Consider the following 16,798-nt stretch of genomic DNA (forward strand, 5'->3'; position numbering starts at 1 on the left):
CCCGTTACGACAAGCTCGCCGTACGCTACGAAGCCGTCGTCATCATCGCTGCGATCAACCAGTGGCTCAGTGCCTTATGAAACACGACCTAGCGGTAGCCCCAGGCGGTGGCGTACCTTTCGAGCTTGGGCGGCAGCGTGACGTCGTCGAACGTGCGGGCGGCCTGGATGCGGCCCGACTTGATGGTGTCGCTGCGGTCGCCCAGGTTCGGCGCGAACTGCCCCTGGTAGTGGCGGCCGTAGTCGAGCATGCCCGGCTCCCACTCCACGCCCAGGTACGCGCAGATCTCCTTGGTCACCTGCTCCGGCTGCGCGGTGAGCTCCTCGTAGCGCACGCTGAGTCCGCCGACCGTGCTGCGCGCCTTCTGCAGGGGTTTGAAGTACTTCAGCGCGGTGGCCTCCAGCGACTCCCTGGTGGCGGTGTTGTCCTTGCGTTTCTGCAGCGAGGAGATCACGCCCTCCGGGTGGCGCAGCATGAACAGGAACTTCGCCTCAGGCCAGACGTAACGCAGCCGCTCCCAGATGAAGACGTTGCCCGGCGTCTTGTCGACCATGATGTCCTTGCCGCTGCGCAGCAGCTCCAGGTGCAGGATGCGGTCCCACAGGACGTGCTCCAGCTCCACCCGGTCCAGCTCCAGCTCCTCCATCGACGCCTCGGAGAAGCCGGGCGTCAGCTCCACGCCGATGGTGCGCAGGTGCAGCTCGTGCGCGGCGCGGATGCGGGAGTGGCTGTTCAGCAGCATGCGCAGCAGCGTCGAGCCGGAGCGTACGGGGGCGATGACGAAGACGGGGGAGCGGACCAGCCGCGGCACGGCCGGGACGTTGTAGCCGACGACCTGCGTGCGCTTCGGGGGACGGCGTGCCTTGAGCCCTTCGGCGAGCCCGGAGTTGGCCGGCTCCGAGCTCGGAAGCTGCCGCGGTGGGCGCAGCGCCTCGCGGAGAAGTCGTGCTCGCCGTTTGAACCCTTTGTGTACGACTCCCATTGCGCGATTTCCTGATCCTTTCACCCCGTGCCCCTGGGCCCGCGCAGGCGTCTGACAGGGGTCACGGCGGCATGGTGACTCCTCGGGGGCTTGTCACCATATAAGGCAAAACTGAGGATTTCCTGCGAAGAAAACCCCCGGTAGAAGCCCTGATGCCCGCCGGCGCGCGGCCCCTGGGCAGCCGGGAGATCCGGGAGCGCCGCGCGGCCGGACGAGTCGCGCGTGCCGCGCCAGTGGTGCTCAGCGGGCGCGCATCACGGCCGGTTCGTGGCGGCGCAGGAGCCGGGCCACCGCGAACGAGCACACCACCGCGAGCCCCGCCAGCACGCCCATGTCGAGCAGCCACGTGCCCGCGTCCTGGCTCCACAGCGGGTCGGGCGCCTCGTCGCCGGGCGGCATGAGCCGGCCGACGTCGAGCGTGGCCGCCAGCGCCGCCAGCGCCCACCGGGCCGGGACGAGCCAGGCGACCTGCTCCATGACCGCCTTGCCGTCCAGGTGCACCAACGCCCCGCAGAAGACCAGCTGCACCAGCGTGACCAGAACGAGCAGCGGCATCGTGGTCTCGCTGGTCCGCGCCAGCGCGGAGATGAGCAGCCCCACGACCATCGCGGTGAACGACAGCAGCGCGACGGCCGCCGCCAGCTCCGCCATCGGCGCGGTGAACACGCCCTCGTCGCGCGTCTCGACGTTCACCATCGCCACCAGCGTCAGCACGACGCCCTGCACGACGGTGATCAGGCCGAGCACGAGTAACTTCGAGCACAGGTAGGCCGACCTGGACAGCCCGACCGCGCGTTCGCGCTGGTAGATGGGGCGTTCCTTGACCAGCTCGCGCACCGCGTTGGCGGCCCCGGTCAGGCAGCCGCCCACGCACAGGATCAGCAGCAGGTTGGCGGCGCTCGCGTTGGTGCCGGGCGGCCCGGTCAGGTCGCCGGTCGGCACGACCCTGGCCAGCAGCCCCATCAGGACCGGCAGGATGAGCGTGATGCCGAGGAACAGCCGGTCGGCGACGATGCCCCGGCAGTAGCGGCGTACCAGCGTGCCGAGCTGTTCGGACCAGCTCTGCTGCTTCGGCGGCGTGGCCCGCCGCACGGGGGAGGGCGCGGACGCCGGCACGATGAGGTCGGCGGTGATGTACTCGCTGTGCATCGGCGAGCGCGCGTACTCGCCGGCCCAGTCGCGGCTCGGGTCGTCGAAGGCGAGGAAGACGTCCGCCCAGTCGTCGAAGCCGAGGAACGGCAGCGCCTGCGCGGGCGGGCCGAAGTAGGCGATCTTCCCGCCGGGCGCCATCACGAGCAGCCGGTCGCAGACGTCGAGGTTGGCGACGCTGTGCGTGACCACCGCGACCGTACGCCCGTCGTCGGCCAGCTCCCGCAGCAGGTGCATGACCGACTTGTCCAGCCCGGGATCAAGCCCTGACGTCGGCTCGTCGAGGAACAGCAGCGACGGTTTGGTCAGCAGCTCCAGGGCGACGCTGACCCGCTTGCGCTGGCCGCCCGACAGCGCCGAGATGCGGGTCTCCGCGCGGTGGTCGAGCCCGAGCTGCGCCAGCACCTCATCCACCCGCCGCTCCCGCTCAGGCGCGCTGGTGTCGTCGGGGAAGCGCAGCTCGGCGGCGTAGAGCAGGGCGCGGCGCACGGTCAGCACGCTGTGCAGGATGTCGTCCTGCGGCACCAGCCCGATCCTGGAGCGCAGCTCGGCGTAGTCGCGGTAGAGGTCGCGCCCGTCGTAGGTGACCACGCCCTCGTCGGCCGGGCGCAGGCCGGTGAGCGCGCGCAGCAGCGTGGACTTGCCCGACCCGCTCGGGCCGACGATCGCCAGCAGGCACTTCTCGCCCACCGGGAACGTCACGTGGTCGAGCAGCACCTTGCCGCCGTCCACGGTGACGGTCAGGCCGTGGGCCTGCAGGCAGACCTCGCCGGTGTCGGCGTACTCGGTGAGCGTGCCGCCCGCCAGCCGGAACGTCGAGGGCCCGATGCCGACGAAGTCGTCGGGCGAGATGCGGGCCCGGTGCACCGGGCGGCCGTTGACGTACGTCCCGCCGCGGCTGCCCAGGTCCACGATCTCGTGCACGCCGCCGGTGACCCGCAGCTCGGCGTGCCGCCTGGACACCCGCAGGTCGGAGACCACGATGTCGTTGTCGGGGGCCCGCCCGATGCGGACGATCTGCGCGCCGTCGAGGTCGGTGACGGAGACCGGCTCACGCCACTGACCGGCGCGCGGGAACGGCACCGTCCCCGCCGCTTCGGCGGGAACCGTCCCCGCGGCTTCCGGGAGGACCGGCGTACGCGGGGAGGGGACGAGGGCGGCGGCGCGGAAGCGGACGATCCCGGCACCGGTGGCCTGGCCGAGCCCGACGCTGGTGCCCGCGTGCACGACGACCCGCTGGACGCGGCGGCCGCTCGCGTACGTGCCGTTGCGGCTGCCCGCGTCCTGCAGCAGCCACTGACCGGCCTCGAACCAGAGCACGGCGTGGTGACGCGAGACCCGGTCGGCGTCGACCACGATGTCCGATCCCGGGTCGCGGCCCAACCGGTAAGACCGCCCCGGGTCGAGGATCATCGACCCGGCAGGGCCATCGATGACGAGCTGCGTCACGAAACCGCCTTCCCTTCACTCGGGACGCGCGGAGACGGGTGAGGGCCCCGCCGCGGCACCCCGGAAACCCATGATCGTAGGCCACCGTCCCGGGAAAGAGGGCGTCGGAGCGGACGTTTCAAAAATGCTCGTACTGTGCCTGCCCGGCCTGAACCGCCCAGCCGGGGCGGCCCAGGTCAGGCGCCGGGATCGCACCCCGGCGGGTCGTTCACGCGGGTGAAGGGGTCAGCTGGGCGTGCCGGTGCCGGCCTCGGCGGCCTCGGCCAGCTCCGCGCCGCGCTCGCCCCGCTCGGCGTGCGCGTCCACCTCGTTCTGGTTGCGCTCGGCGCGGACCAGGTCGCGGTGCCCGGTCGCCAGGATCGCGATGCCGACGAGGATCGCGCAGGCGCCGACCACGAACGGCACGTGCACGTTGTAGTGCTCGGCGAGCTTGCCGGCCGCGAACGGGGCCAGACCGCCGCCGATGAACCGGACGAACCCGTACGCCGCCGAGGCCACCGGCCGCTCCACGGGCGCCACCATCATCACGGCCTGCGTGGTGAGCGTGTTGTTGACGCCGATGAAGACGCCGGCCACGATCACCGCCGCGATCAGCACCGGCCGGTTCTCCACGAAGGCCGCGATGACGAAGATGACGACCGCGAACAGGGCCAGGTTGCCGTACAGCGTGCGGGCCAGGCCGAGCCTGCGCTGCAGCCAGGGCGCGCCGGCCACCGAGAAGATCGCCACCATCAGGCCCCAACCGGTGAAGACCAGGCCGAGCTGGATGGCGTCCAGCTCCATGGGGAAGGGGGCGTAGCCGAGCACGGTGAAGAAGCCCCAGTTGTAGCAGAGCGCGGTCAAGCTCATGGCGAGCAGGCCGCGGTGCCGCAGCGCCTTGATCGGGTCGAGCAGCCCCGTCTTGCGCGCCGGTCTGGGTTGCGGGCGGACCAGCAGGATCGTCGCCAGCAGCGCGAGGGCCATGAGCACGGCGACGCCGTAGAAGGGGCCGCGCCAGCTGATGTGCCCGAGTGCGCCGCCGAGCAGCGGGCCGACGGCGATGCCGAGACCGAGCGCGGCCTCGTACAGGATGATCGCGCCGGAGAAGCCGCCGCTGGCGGCGGCCACGATGACGGCCAGCGAGGTCGCCACGAACAGCGCGTTGCCGAGGCCCCAGCCCGCGCGGAAGCCGATGATGCCGCCGATGCTGCCCGAGGAGCCGGCCAGCGCGCTGAACACCACGATCAGCACGAGACCGGCGATGAGCGTCCACTTGGCGCCGATGCGGCTGGAGACCCAGCCGGTGACGAGCATGGCGACGGCCATGACGACCAGGTAGCTCGTGAAGAGCAGCGTCACCTGGCTCGGTGAGGCGTTCAGGTCGGAGGAGATGGCGGGCAGGATCGGGTCGACCAGCCCGATCCCCATGAACGAGATCACGCAGGCGAAGGCCACCGCCCACACGGCCTTCGGCTGCTTGAAGGGACTGCCGGTGGTGCCGCCGCTCATGCGCCGCCTCCGAGCGCCCGGGAGGTCAGCCGGTCGAGGGCGGGCAGCGCGGCGGCGATGGCGACCCTGTCGGCCTCGGGCAGCTCGGCGACCAGCTCGGCCAGCCGCTTGGCCTGGGCGGCGCGCCGCCTGGCCAGCTCGTCGCGGCCGTGCTGCGTCAGGCGGACCAGCACGACGCGGCCGTCCTCGGGGTCGGGCCGGCGCTCGGCCAGGGCCTCGCGTTCGAGCTTCGAGACGAGCTGGGTCATCGCGGGCTGCGTGACGCCCTCGATCACGGCCAGCTCGGTGAGGCGGCGCGGGCCGAGGCGTTCGAGGTTCGCCAGCGTGGACAGCGCGGTGATGGACAGGTCGCGGGGGACGTCGAACATCCGCATCATCGTCCTGATCCTGGCGAGACCGGCTGCGAGCTCCAGCTCGTCCACCTGTTGAGAAGGGGGATCAGCTTGCATAAGACATTTATATCACCTGCTTATGTATGCTCCCGCCGGGTGGGAATGGCCCTGAGTCTGGAAATGTCAGGAGGTGCGTGGGTCGATGGTGAAGTACGGCTCTACGTCGGACTTGGCCGGCGAGTCCAGCAGCCGCCCGACCAGCCTGCCGTCGAAGGCCACCACGCGGACCTCGTCCCTGTTGGTGTTGTCGTGCTCCCAGCAGTACAGGTGCGACTCGTCGTACCAGCCGAGGATCTTGTCGCAGTCGGAGGAGAAGCGGCGCACCTGCTTGCCCGTGGCGGAGTCCAACAGGCAGGTCTCGCCGTCGGCGCCCTTGGGGCACTCGGTGGTGAACAGGCGGCCGGACGGCGAGAAGATGTCCATTGTGCCGGACGCCAGCCGCCCGACGCCCGGCAGGTCGCGGGTGCGCTTGCCCGAGGGGTCGAAGAAGCGCAGCCCCTCGTCGTCGCCGTAGACGATGACCACGCCCCGCTCGTCGGCGTCCCAGCCGAAGTCGCTGTCGCGGATGTCCTTGTCCGGCACCTGCACCACGTCGGCCTTGGCGGCGGCCACGTCGATGATGGCGAAGCCCGTGGTGAGCCAGGTCTCCTCGCCGTCACCGTCCTCGACCGGCTTGTTGACGTTGAGCAGGATCTTCGAGCCGTCCTTCGACCAGGTGCGGATGCCGGCGTCCAGCGGCTTGCGCACGGTCTTCACCCGGAAGCTGGAGCCGTCGCGCCGGTCGGTGATGAGGATCGAGTCGTAGCCGTCGGAGGTGTAGTCCTCGGGCCTGCCCGCCAGGTAGCGGCCGTCGGGGGAGACCTTCGAGTCGACGTTCTGGGGGAACTTCTCGAACTCGCCGTCCAGCGACCTTCGGGCGTAGTCGTCGTCGTCCACCTCGTACGCGGTGAGCGTGATCGGGTCGGACGGGCTCTCGTACAGGGTGATGTCGTCGCCGGGCAGCTTGGTCGTGGCCGGTGCGGCGGCGGAGGCGGGCGCGGTCGTCGGTGGCGCGGCGGAGGCGCGCTGGGTGGCGTCCTTGCCCAGCATGCCGGGCAGCGTGATCGCGGCGGTCACGACGGCCGCCGCCACCACCGCGCCGGCGGCGAGCAGCAGCCCGCGCCGCCCGCGCCCGGACGGGCCGGTGGGCGGGGTGAGGGGCGGGCCGGCGGGAGGCGCGGCGGGCACCGGCTCGGCCTGCCTGGTGCCCTCGGCGAGCGGGTTCGCGCCGGGCTGCGGGGCGCGCAGCAGGTGGGTGATCACCTCCATCGCGGCGGGCCGCTGTGCCGGGTCCTTGCTCAGGCAGCGGCGTACGAGGTCGGCCAGCTGCCCGTCGAGCAGCCCCAGCTCGGGCTCCTCGTGCAGCACCCGGCTCATCACCGCGTGCGTGCCGTCGCTGCCGAACGGCGCCCGCCCGCAGGAGGCGAACACCATCGTCCCGGCCCAGGAGAACAGGTCGGCCGCCGGGCCCACCGCGTGACCCATGATCTGCTCGGGAGCCATGTAGGCGGGCGTCCCGATCTGCGTGCTGCTCGTCATCGTGGCCGGGCCGAGCGTGCGGGCGATGCCGAAGTCGATCACCCGCGGCCCGCTGGCGCCCATGATGACGTTGCCCGGCTTGAAGTCGCGGTGCACCACCCCGGCCTCGTGGATCGCGGCCAGCGCGGTGGCGGTGCCGATGGCCAGCCGTTCGAGGTCGCCGCCCGGCAGGGGGCCGTCCTCGCGTACCTGCCGGTCGAGCGAGCGGCCCTCGACGTATTCGCTGACGATGTAGGGGCGGCCCTGCTCGGTGCCCGTGCTCAGCACCGCCGCCGTGCAGAACGCCGCCACCCGCCGGGCGACCTCCGCCTCCCGCAGGAAGCGCTCGACGGTGTCAGCGTCGTCGGACGGGCGCAGCCACTTGACCGCCACCCGCACGTCCATGGGGGTCCTGGCGAGGAAGACGACGCCCTGCCCGCCCTCGCCCAGCCTGCCGAGCAGCTCGAAACCGCCCAGCTGCTGAGGGTCACCGGGCAGGAGCGGCGTGAAGTCAGCCATGCGTCATTGTGATACCACGTTCCGGATCTCCTGGAACCTTACTATTCGATAACCGGCCGGTGGCGGAGGGTGTCAGCGTCCTCGTCCGGTCGCCCGGCGTGAAACGATCGGATCATGACCGACCTCGCCAGCCGCACCGCCGCCGCCCTCGACGCCGCCGTGGGGGCGGGCCGCGACCTCGGGCTCACCGTGACCGACGCGCAGGTGCTGCACGACCTGTTCTCCGTGGTCGTGCACCTCGCGCCGGCGCCGATCGTGGCCAGGGTGCCGGTGGTGCTGCCGGCGTACGTCGATCTCGACCTGCTCGCACGGCGCCAGCAGACGGAGCTCGACGTCACGCGCTGGCTCGCCGATCAAGGCACGCCGGTGATCCCGCCCAGCCCGCTCGTGCCCCATGCGCCTGTGCGGCGCGACGGCTTCTCGCTGACCTTCTGGCAGTACGTCGAGGAGGACCACGGCAAGGAGACCGACTACGCGGCCAACGCCGAGAGCGTCGCCGGCCTGCACGCCGCGCTGCGCGACTGCCCGGTGCCGCTGGAGTTCCTGTCGGCCGCCGAGCCCGAGTTCATCGCGGGCGCTCTCGACCGGCTCGCCGGCAGGCCCGACCTCCTCAGCGCCGCCGACCTCGGCAGAGCCCGCCGCGAGTGGCAGGAGCTCGAGCCCCTCGTACGCTCCCGGGCCGCCTTCGAGCAGCGCTTCCCCGGCATCGAGCTGCGGCCCGTGCACGGCGACGCGCCGGCCGCCAACATCTTCCCCGGCGTCGAGGGCGACCTTTACGCCGACTTCGAGCTGGTCACCCTCGGCCCCGTCGAGTGGGACATGGCGGGCCTCGGCCCCGACCTCGCCGCCGCCTACGACCGCGGGGCGAAGGACCGCGGCCTGCGACCCCTCGACCCCGACGTGCTGCGCTTCACCGACGCCATCGGCATGCTGCGCGTCATCGCCTGCCTCGACCTCGTCCCGCAGCTGCCCGCGCTGCACGACTACCTCAAGCCCGCCCTCGACCAGTGGCGGTCCGGCTGATCACGACAGGGTGCGGGTCCACTGCTGGTTGGCGCCGGTCCCGCAGGTGTACTGCTGGATGTCGGCGCCGTCGGCGGTGGACACGTTCGCCACGTCGAGGCACTTGCCGCTGTGGCGGGCTCTGAGCTGGTAGTAGCCGCCGGTCTGAACCCACTGCCACTGCTGGTTGGTGCCGCTGCCGCAGGTGTACTGGATGACGTTGGCGCCGTCGGCGGTGGAGTTGCTCGCGACGTCGAGGCACTTGCCGCTGTTGACGCTGACCAGCCGGAAGTAGCCGCCGCCGAGGTCCTGGAACTGCCACCGCTGGTTGTTGCCGCCGTTCCACGGATACTGCTTGACCTCGGCGTTGTCGGCCGTGGAGGCGCTGACGACGTCCATGACCTTGCCGCTGTGCCGGGCGGTGATCCGGTACGACGGACCCGCGCCCGAGCCGGTGATCGCGCCGGTGGCGGCGTCGATCGTCACCTGCGCGTGCCAGCTCAGGCTCATGCTCGTCGCCGAGGGGAACGTGATCGGCAGCCACACGTACTGCGAGTCGTTCACCGGCCCGCCCCACGCGCCCGCCCACCGGTCGCCCATGTAGAGGTAGCTCGTCGTCGAGCCGCCCTGCACCGGCAGCACGTACGCCGGCTGCGAGTTGAACGTCGTGCCGTCGCCCACGTTCGTCCAGCCCGTCCACGGGCCCGAGACGCTGGACGCGGTGGCGTACTTGGCCTGGTTGGGGTTCCAGCCGGTGGCGCCGGAGGTCAGCAGGAAGTACGTCGAGCCGCGCTTGAACATCGCCGGCGCCTCCCGGTGCGCGTCGTTCCAGAAGTTGCCCACCAGCGCGGCGACGTTCAGGTAGTCGGAGGTCAGCCGGTAGATGTGCAGGTCGTAGTTCTCGTCCGCGGCCGAGATCATGTACGCGGTGCCGCCGTCGTCGTACAGCGTGATGTCGCGTGACATGTGCCGGCCCAGTGGCCGGAAGCTGCCGTGATAGGTGTAGTCGCCGTCCACCGTGGCCGACGAGGCGACGGCGGCCCGCGCCTCGCCGTAGTCGCGGCCGTTCTCCTTGTGCATCCACATCACGTAGCGGCCGGTCGAGGCGTTGTAGACGACCTTCGGCCGCTCGATGTTGGCCACGTTCAGCTCGGAATGCGACGACCTGGTCAGCACGTCGCGCCGGAACTCCCAGTTGACCAGGTCGGTCGAGCGGTAGACGGACACGGCGCGGAAGGTGTTGTCGGCGTTGCGGTTCTCGCCGAACCAGTAGTAATAGTCGCCCGACTTGAGCACCCCGCCGCCGTGGGCGTGCAGCACGTTGCCCGCGGTGTCGCGGAACTGGGTGCCGTTCGTGATCGTCAGCGGCGCGGCCTGCGCCGGCGCCGAGGGGACCACCAGCGCGGCGGCGATCAGCAGGGCGGAGGTCAGCAGGGCGGCGGCCAGCGCCCGCCACAGGGATCTCAGCATGCCCGTCCTCCTGGTACGTGAGAGCGAAGGTCCGCGTCCTGCCGGTCGGCCAGGGGCGAGCCGGAGGGTCGCCATGGTGCGCAGCGGCACAGCGCCGGCATCCGAGGTCGGGGATCGGGGGTGTCGTGAGCGGGCGTTCGCCGCCGAGTGTTGACGTGAACATCGCCGCTGTCAACGAACGGCTGCAACTTTTCAGCAACCGGAGGCCGCCTGCGGATCAGGCCGGCCGGCGGCCGGCGTCCTGGCGGTGGCGGCGGACGATGACGAGCGCCACGTCGTCCTCGCGGGCGCCGAAGGCCGCGATCAGCCGGTCGGCGGCCTCGTTCACGTCGCCGCTGATCGCGGAGGCGGCCTGGCGGGCGACCTCCAGGCTGTCGTCGAGGTATTTGTCGCGGTCCTCCACCAGCCCGTCGGTGAACATCAGCACCGCCCCGCCCGGCGGCACCATCACCCGGTCGATCCTGTAGACCTCCTCGGCCACGCCGAGCAGCAGGTTGCCGAACTTCTCGTGGTAGCGGGCCGCGCCGTCGTCCTCGCCCTCGCCGTCCAGCAGCAGCGGCGGGATGTGGCCCGCGTTGGCGATCTGCGCCTCCCCGGTGGCCGGGTCGAGCAGCATCAGGCACACGGTCGCGGTCATCCGCCGGTGGTAGCGGCGCAGCACGTCGTTGAGCAGCGCCAGCGACTGGTCCAGCTCGATCTTGCCGATGAGCGAGGCGCGCAGCGCGTGCCGCAGCTCCGCCATCACGGTGGCGGCCAGCAGCGAGTGCCCCTGCACGTCGCCCACCGCGAACAGCACCTTGCCGTCCAGCTCCAGCACCTCGTAGAAGTCGCCGCCCACCTCGACGTTGTCCACCGCCGGCTGGTAACGCCAGGCGATGTCGAGCCCCGCCACCTGCGGGACGCGCGACGGCAGCAGGCTGCGCTGCAACGTCAGAGCGATGGCGTGCTCCTCGGCGTAGGCGCGCAGCGCCTCCACCGCCAGCGCGACCGCCTGGCCGAGCTGGCGCAGCATGCTCACCTCGTCCTCGTCCAGCGGCGGGTCGGGCTCCACGCCGAGCAGGACGGGCGGCCGGTCGCGCTTCGTGCGCGACATGACGGCCACGATGTCGCGCCGCGCCGGGGTGTCGGGCGCCACCTCCGACCAGTAGGCGTACGGGATGGTCAGCAGCTCCGTGCCGGGCTGCTGGCCGAGCGCCTGCTCGCCCAGCGTCTCCAGGGCGGCCGGCGGCGCCGTCCTGGAGACGGCGGCGGCGTCCGGCGGCCCGGCGGTCAGCCTGCGGGTACGCCCGTCCGGCGCGAGCGCCACCACCCCGGCGTGCCGGTCGAGGATGCGGCAGGTGCCCGAGACGGCGATGGACAGCAGCTCGTCGAACGTCTGCGCGGCGTTCATCTCCAGCGTGAGATCGGTGAGCGCGCGCAGCCGCCCGGCCAGCCGCTCGGCCCGCTGCCGCGCCCGGTGGTAGCGCAGCGCCGCCTTCACGGTGGCGACGAACTCGTCCGGCTCGATCGGCTCCGCGAGGTAGCCGTCGGCGCCCCGGTGCAGGCCGAGCGCCCGGTCGGCGGCGGTGATGGCGGCGCCGGAGATCTGGATGACGGGGATGGACGCGGTCGCCGGGTCGCTCTTGATGCGCTCGCACACCTCGTACCCGGAGATGTCGGGCAGGCGGACGTCCAGCACGACCAGGTCGGGCGACACCTCGCCGATGCGCTGCAACGCCTCCAGGCCGCCGGACGCCTCCACCACCGCGTACCCGGCCCTGCGCAGCCAGCTCGACAGGATGTACAGCTTGGCGGGGGTGTCGTCGACGACGAGGACCGTCGCCGTGAACGGCGCCAGGTCAGGCATGGCCGCCTCCCATCGCCTGGCGGATCGCGCCGAGCAGCATGTCCCTGCGCAGCCCCTGCTTGCCGAGCACCGCGGCGGCCCCCTCGGGGTGGCGGTTCGCGACGGCCAGCGTGATCACGATCACCGGGACGTCGCGCAGCCGCTCGTCGTCGGCCATGCGCTGCAGCACGGCCGCGCCGTCCAGGCCCGGCATCAGCAGGTCGAGCAGCGCCAGGTCAGGCGGGGCCGCCGTCATCGCGGCGAGCGCCGCGGCGCCGTCGGGGGCCTCGTCGATGTGCTCGGCGAACCCGGTCAGCATGCGCCGCACCCCCGCACGGAAGTTCTCGTCGTCGTCGGCGATCAGCACCCGCCCCAACACGGGCACGTCGTCCGGCTCGTACGGCAGCCGCAGCACCGCCGTGGTGCCCGCGCCGGGCTCGCTGGTGAGGGTGAGCGTGCCGCCCATCGCCTCGGCCAGCCGCCGCGCGTACGGCAGGCCGAGCCCGGTGCCCTTGACCCTGGTCTGCTCGGGCCCCGGCACCTGGTAGAACTCCTCGAAGACGCGCTCAAGGTGCTCGGCCGGGATGCCGATGCCGGTGTCGGTCACGGTGAAGACCGCCTCGCTGGCCGCCACGTCGTGCGAGACCTCCAGCAGCACCTCGCCCTCCTGGGTGAACTTCAGGCTGTTGGCCAGCAGGTTGCGCAGGATCTTGGTCAGCATCGCCTCGTCGGCCGGCATGGTGAACGGCGGCGGCGGGATGCGCACGCTCAGCGTCACCTGTTCGCTGCCCTTCGCCGGCCACATCGTCATGCGCAGCCGCTCGGCCAGCGCGACCAGGTCGACGGTGGTGTCCTGCGGATCGAGGCGGCCCGACTCGGCCTTGCCGATGTCGAGCAGCTCGCTGACCAGCGTCAGCAGCGTCTCGGCCGAAGAGCCGATCAGCTCGACCTGCCGGGCCTGCTCGGCGCCCAGCGGCTCGCCGCCAGGGCCGGTCAGCAGCCGCACCAGGCCGATGATCGAGTTCAGCGGGGTGCGCAGCTCGTGGCTGACCGTCGCCCAGAAACGGTTCTTGGCGTCGCTGGCCTGCCGCAGCTGCGTCGACTTCTCATCCAGCTCGGCGTAGAGGGCGACGACGCCGCGGTTGGTCTCCTCCAGCTCGGCCGACAGCTGGTTGTACAGCGCCATGACGCCCTGGTTGGTCTCCTCCAGCTCGGCGTTGAGCTGGCGGACCTCCTCCAGGGTGGCGGCCAGCTCGTGGTTCTGCTGGCGCAGCTCGTCCATGGCGCTGACCGGGGCCAGGGCCTCGACCTTGGCGCGCAGCCGCGCGATCGACAGCGTGCCCGCGCCGCGCGGCAGCCGCTTGCGCAGCACCAGCCGGCCGGGACGGGCGCGATCGGCGACGTCCATGAGCCGGGCGGCCAGCGTGACGCCCTCGGTGTCGTGGGCGGCGGTCGCCTCGGGGAAGCTCAGCTCGACCACCAGCTCGCCGGGGTCGAGGGAGAACGTGACGAGCATGCCGGCGCCGCGCTCCATCGCGATCTCCCTGCCCACCTCGCTGAGCGCGGTGGCCACCCTGATCTGGTCCTGCTCCGACATCTCCAGCGCGGCGGCGACCTCGCGGCCCAGCCGGCGCATGGCGTAGACGTCCTGGTCGTTGTCGACCCGGATGGTGGTCAGCCGGTCGCCGCTCACGGCGCGGCCCGCACGGCCAGCACGGTCGCGTCGTCCCTGCGGGTGCCGGCGTCCCTGAGCAGGGTGGCGGCCACGACCGCCGGGGTGTGCGCGGACAGGCCGGGGAGACCGGTGACGTCCCAGCGGTCGGTCAGCCCGTCGGAGTGCAGGACGAGCAGGCTGTGCGGGGGGACAGCGTAGTCGTACTCGCGCAGCTTGTCGCGCTGGTGGCCGGCGATGCCCGGCAGGGAGATCATGCCCTGGCGGCCTTCGGCGTGCACGATCCAGCCCGAGACGTTGCCGAGCCCGGCGTAACGGATCACACCGGCCGCCCGGTCGAGGCGGGCGACGGACACCGCGCCGCCCCTGGTGCCGCGCAGCGCGTGGTGGATGCGCTCGAGCAGCTGCACCGCGGGCAGGTGGTGGTGGTCCTGGAAGACCCGCACCGCCTCGCGGGAGGCGGCGGCCGCCGGCTCGCCGTGGCCGAGGCCGTCGCACAGCATGGCGATCACCGTGCTCCCGGACTCGACGTAGGCGAAGGCGTCGCCGCAGACGGCCTCCTCGCCGATCGGGCGGGCCAGCCCGCTCGCGAGCGAGACGGGGGGCGTGGTGCCCGTGGCGGTGAAGCACATGCCGACCACGGTGCCGCGCCCCAGCACGGTGTAGACGTCGTGGGCCGAGGCCATCCGCGCGATGCCGCCGAGGCCGAGGCCGAGCGTGCCCGTGGTGGAGTAGCCGTCGCGCGCCGCGCGGGACAGGTCGTGGATGCCGGGACCCTTGTCGATGGCGATCACCTCGACGGCGGCGTCCGCCTCCAGGTGCGACCGGATCAGCATCACGCCTTCCGCGGCGTGCTTGACCAGGTTGGAGGCCGCCTCGCTGACGGCGACGGCGACCCTGCCGCGGTCGTGCTCGTCGAAACCGCACGACTCGGCCAGCGTCATCGCGGCCCTGCGGGCCGCCCCGATGGCGCTGGCGTCCTCCACGCGGACCCAGGACTCGTCCCGGGAGCGGATCATCTGGCCCACTTGACCACCGTCACCCGCGTGCCCTCGCCCACCTTGGAGTGCAGGTCGAACTCGTCGACCAGCCGCCGCGAGCCGCTCAGGCCCAGGCCGAGCCCGCCGCCGGTGCTCCACCCGTCGGTGAGCGCCTGGTCCAGGTCGGAGATGCCCGGACCCTCGTCGGTGAAGGTCAGGCGCAGGCCGTCACGCAGGCCGTTGCTGACCACCTCGATGAGCACGCGCCCGCCGCCGGCGTACGTGAGCGCGTTGCGGGCCAGCTCGCTGGCCGCGGTCACCAGCTTGGTCTGGTCCACCAGCGACAGCCCCACCTGCTGCGCGCTGGTGCGGACCTGCTGGCGCACGATGACCACGTCGCTGTTGCCCGCGATGGCGAGCTCGACGGGTGATGTCACTCCTGCACCGCGGCAGCGCCGGTCTCATCACGTTCCTTGAGCATGGCCACGCCCTTTTCGAGGTTGAGAGCGGTACGCACGCCGCCGAGCGAGAGCCCCAGCTCGACGAGCGTGATGGCGACCGCGGGGCGCATCCCCACGACGACGGTCTCGGCGTCGAGCATCCGGGAGATGGAGGCGATGGTCGCGAGCATGCGGCCGATGAAGGAGTCGACGATCTCCACAGCGGTGATGTCGATGATCACGCCGCGGGCCCGGTTGTTCACGATCGCGTCCGCCAGGTCTTCCTGCAGCATGAGGACGCTCTGGTCCTGCAGGTCGATCTGGATGGAGACGATCAGCAGGTCGCCGAGCTTGAGAACGGGGACACGTTCCATCAGGCCTGCTCCAGCCCCACGACGACCTGCTTGTCCGCCGACCGCCTGAACTGCACGCCGCTGCGCCGCAGCGTGTACGCCAGCGCGTCGGCCAGCGTCGCCTTGGTGACGATGTCGCCGAACTCGATGCCGAGCGTGACGATCGTGTGGGCGATCTGCGGGCGGATGCCGGAGATGACGCACTCGGCGCCCATCAGCCGCGCGGCGACGACGGTCTTGAGCAGGTGCTGGGCGACCTGGGTATCGACCGCGGGCACGCCGGTGATGTCGATGACGGCGTGCTCGGAGCCGGTCTCGACGAGCCCCTGCAGCAGCTTCTCCATGACGACCTGCGTACGGGCGGAGTCGAGCGTGCCGACCAGCGGCACCGCGAGGATGCCGTCCCAGAGCTTGACCACCGGCGTGGACAGCTCCAGCAGCTGCTCGGCCTGGTCGGAGATGATCCGCTCACGGGCGGTGACGAACGTCTCGAACGTGAACAGCCCGAGGTCGTCGATGAGGCGCGACAGCCAGATGTAGCCGCGCAGCGCGGCGAAGTCCTCCTCGTTCTCCAGCAGCGCGTAGACGGCCTCCTTGAGGCTGAAGACGACGGTGGCCGTCTCCGACGGGGTGAAGCCCTCCCTGGCCTGCGCCCTGGACAGGTCGGCGAGCAGGCCGCGCAGGTCGGTGGTGTCGGTGCCCTCGCCGAGCGAGTGCTGCAGGGCCTGGTAGATGTCACGCAGGCGGCCGGCCAGCACACCCCGGTCGGCGCGGCCTCCGACGGTGGCCACTGCGAGGTCGGTCCAGCGTTTGAGGATCGTCTCGTCCTGCTCGCGCAGGAGCTGTTCTATCCGGAGCCGGCCGGCGTCGGCGTGTGCGGTCAACGTGCGCTCCCCATAGTGGGTGGTTTGCGGTGGATTGGAACGAAGGGTATCGGGCTTTCCACGGTGGAACTATCCGTTCCGCTCCCCGCGCGAGAAGGGCGTCACCCCAGGGCGGCGATGGCGTCCCCGGCGGTGTCATGGAAGGAGAGCAGCCGGTCGAGACCCATGATCTTGAAGACGTGGGCGATGTCGGGAGCCAGCCCGGCCAGCGCCGCCCGCGCGCCCGCCTCCCGCGCCCGCTGATGCGCGGTGACCAGGATCGAGACGCCGGTGGAGTCGCAGAACGTGAGCGCCGACAGATCGACCACCAGCGCGTCACCTGGCGCGAGCGTCACCTGGTCGAGCGCCGCCTGCAGACGCGAGGAGGTGTGGTGGTCGAGGTCACCTGAGACGACCAGGACATGGATGCGAGCGGAATGCGGCTGGTAGGTGACGGTCAGACCGTGGTCGTGCTGCACCAATGCTCCTGAGGGGAGGGGCGGGACGGACGAGGCGGACGACGTGGCGAACCGTGCGGGCGCCTTGGCCGAGGGGCGCGCTCAGTTTACGCACCGTGGCGGATCGATCGCCGAGGGCCTGACGTGCCGGGCCGGCCGGAGAGGCCCTGCATGGAAGCGAATTGCCCTATTCTACGTA

The 16,798-nt window shown here is 71.7% G+C and carries 14 protein-coding genes; 1 reads left to right on the forward strand and 13 read right to left on the reverse strand.

The window, feature by feature from the left end; translation table 11 throughout:
- Positions 1 to 88: 88 nt before the first annotated feature.
- From AB0K12_RS36710 to AB0K12_RS36730, 5 genes are all read right to left on the reverse strand, one after another.
- The gene (locus AB0K12_RS36710; RefSeq protein WP_364571712.1) at positions 89 to 982 is read right to left on the reverse strand and encodes a sulfotransferase; all 894 of its coding nucleotides are present in this window, start codon (positions 980 to 982) and stop codon (positions 89 to 91) included.
- 240 nt (positions 983 to 1,222) lie between these two features.
- Positions 1,223 to 3,580, reverse strand: a complete 2,358-nt coding sequence (locus AB0K12_RS36715) for an FHA domain-containing protein (protein ID WP_364571715.1) — start codon at positions 3,578 to 3,580, stop codon at positions 1,223 to 1,225.
- A 225-nt stretch (positions 3,581 to 3,805) separates the two neighbouring features.
- Positions 3,806 to 5,068 carry an MFS transporter gene (locus AB0K12_RS36720; protein WP_364571717.1) on the reverse strand — a complete coding sequence of 421 codons (1,263 nt, stop codon included), beginning with the start codon at positions 5,066 to 5,068 and terminating at the stop codon, positions 3,806 to 3,808.
- Positions 5,065 to 5,517 carry a MarR family transcriptional regulator gene (locus AB0K12_RS36725; protein WP_364571719.1) on the reverse strand — a complete coding sequence of 151 codons (453 nt, stop codon included), beginning with the start codon at positions 5,515 to 5,517 and terminating at the stop codon, positions 5,065 to 5,067. Before AB0K12_RS36725 ends, AB0K12_RS36720 begins: the two co-directional genes overlap by 4 nt.
- Positions 5,518 to 5,583: 66 nt before the next feature.
- A complete protein-coding gene (locus AB0K12_RS36730) occupies positions 5,584 to 7,536 on the reverse strand; it encodes a serine/threonine-protein kinase (protein ID WP_364571721.1) in 1,953 nt (650 codons plus the stop codon).
- Between the two features lie 114 nt (positions 7,537 to 7,650).
- On the opposite strand from AB0K12_RS36730, the gene AB0K12_RS36735 reads away from it, so the two are divergent.
- Positions 7,651 to 8,559, forward strand: a complete 909-nt coding sequence (locus AB0K12_RS36735) for an aminoglycoside phosphotransferase family protein (protein ID WP_364571723.1) — start codon at positions 7,651 to 7,653, stop codon at positions 8,557 to 8,559.
- On the opposite strand, the gene AB0K12_RS36740 is transcribed toward AB0K12_RS36735, so the two are convergent.
- From AB0K12_RS36740 to AB0K12_RS36775, 8 genes are all read right to left on the reverse strand, one after another.
- A complete protein-coding gene (locus tag AB0K12_RS36740; RefSeq protein ID WP_364571725.1) occupies positions 8,560 to 10,008 on the reverse strand; it encodes an RICIN domain-containing protein in 1,449 nt (482 codons plus the stop codon).
- Between the two features lie 217 nt (positions 10,009 to 10,225).
- Complete coding sequence (locus AB0K12_RS36745; RefSeq protein ID WP_364571727.1) at positions 10,226 to 11,854, reverse strand: fused response regulator/phosphatase; 1,629 nt, start codon at positions 11,852 to 11,854, stop codon at positions 10,226 to 10,228.
- Complete coding sequence (locus tag AB0K12_RS36750) at positions 11,847 to 13,526, reverse strand: ATP-binding protein (RefSeq protein ID WP_364571729.1); 1,680 nt, start codon at positions 13,524 to 13,526, stop codon at positions 11,847 to 11,849. The genes AB0K12_RS36745 and AB0K12_RS36750 overlap by 8 nt, the downstream gene beginning before the upstream one ends.
- Positions 13,523 to 14,524 (reverse strand): SpoIIE family protein phosphatase, encoded by a 1,002-nt coding sequence (locus tag AB0K12_RS36755; RefSeq protein WP_364571731.1) that lies wholly within the window; start codon positions 14,522 to 14,524, stop codon positions 13,523 to 13,525. The genes AB0K12_RS36750 and AB0K12_RS36755 overlap by 4 nt, the downstream gene beginning before the upstream one ends.
- Positions 14,521 to 14,922 carry an anti-sigma regulatory factor gene (locus AB0K12_RS36760; RefSeq protein ID WP_364571733.1) on the reverse strand — a complete coding sequence of 134 codons (402 nt, stop codon included), beginning with the start codon at positions 14,920 to 14,922 and terminating at the stop codon, positions 14,521 to 14,523. Before AB0K12_RS36760 ends, AB0K12_RS36755 begins: the two co-directional genes overlap by 4 nt.
- On the reverse strand, positions 14,919 to 15,299 hold the full coding sequence (locus AB0K12_RS36765; RefSeq protein WP_345405949.1) for an STAS domain-containing protein: 381 nt from the start codon (positions 15,297 to 15,299) through the stop codon (positions 14,919 to 14,921). Before AB0K12_RS36765 ends, AB0K12_RS36760 begins: the two co-directional genes overlap by 4 nt.
- The gene (locus tag AB0K12_RS36770) at positions 15,299 to 16,162 is read right to left on the reverse strand and encodes an STAS domain-containing protein (protein WP_364571735.1); all 864 of its coding nucleotides are present in this window, start codon (positions 16,160 to 16,162) and stop codon (positions 15,299 to 15,301) included. Before AB0K12_RS36770 ends, AB0K12_RS36765 begins: the two co-directional genes overlap by 1 nt.
- Before the next feature lie 101 nt (positions 16,163 to 16,263).
- Positions 16,264 to 16,620, reverse strand: coding sequence for an STAS domain-containing protein (locus AB0K12_RS36775; protein WP_364571737.1), 357 nt, complete (start codon positions 16,618 to 16,620; stop codon positions 16,264 to 16,266).
- Between the last annotated feature and the right edge of the window lie 178 nt (positions 16,621 to 16,798).

The organism is Nonomuraea sp. NPDC049419, from assembly GCF_040676995.1.
Lineage (GTDB): Bacteria > Actinomycetota > Actinomycetes > Streptosporangiales > Streptosporangiaceae > Nonomuraea > Nonomuraea salmonea.

Bases quoted from the DNA above. Each gene is read 5' to 3' on its own strand.
- AB0K12_RS36710 (WP_364571712.1), bottom strand. From the start codon at position 982: ATGGGAGTCGTACACAAAGGGTTCAAACGGCGAGCACGACTTCTCCGC.
- AB0K12_RS36720 (WP_364571717.1), bottom strand. From the start codon at position 5,068: ATGAGCGGCGGCACCACCGGCAGTCCCTTCAAGCAGCCGAAGGCCGTG.
- AB0K12_RS36725 (WP_364571719.1), bottom strand. From the start codon at position 5,517: ATGCAAGCTGATCCCCCTTCTCAACAGGTGGACGAGCTGGAGCTCGCA.
- AB0K12_RS36730 (WP_364571721.1), bottom strand. From the start codon at position 7,536: ATGGCTGACTTCACGCCGCTCCTGCCCGGTGACCCTCAGCAGCTGGGC.
- AB0K12_RS36735 (WP_364571723.1), top strand. From the start codon at position 7,651: ATGACCGACCTCGCCAGCCGCACCGCCGCCGCCCTCGACGCCGCCGTG.
- AB0K12_RS36740 (WP_364571725.1), bottom strand. From the start codon at position 10,008: ATGCTGAGATCCCTGTGGCGGGCGCTGGCCGCCGCCCTGCTGACCTCC.
- AB0K12_RS36745 (WP_364571727.1), bottom strand. From the start codon at position 11,854: ATGCCTGACCTGGCGCCGTTCACGGCGACGGTCCTCGTCGTCGACGAC.
- AB0K12_RS36755 (WP_364571731.1), bottom strand. From the start codon at position 14,524: ATGATCCGCTCCCGGGACGAGTCCTGGGTCCGCGTGGAGGACGCCAGC.
- AB0K12_RS36765 (WP_345405949.1), bottom strand. From the start codon at position 15,299: ATGGAACGTGTCCCCGTTCTCAAGCTCGGCGACCTGCTGATCGTCTCC.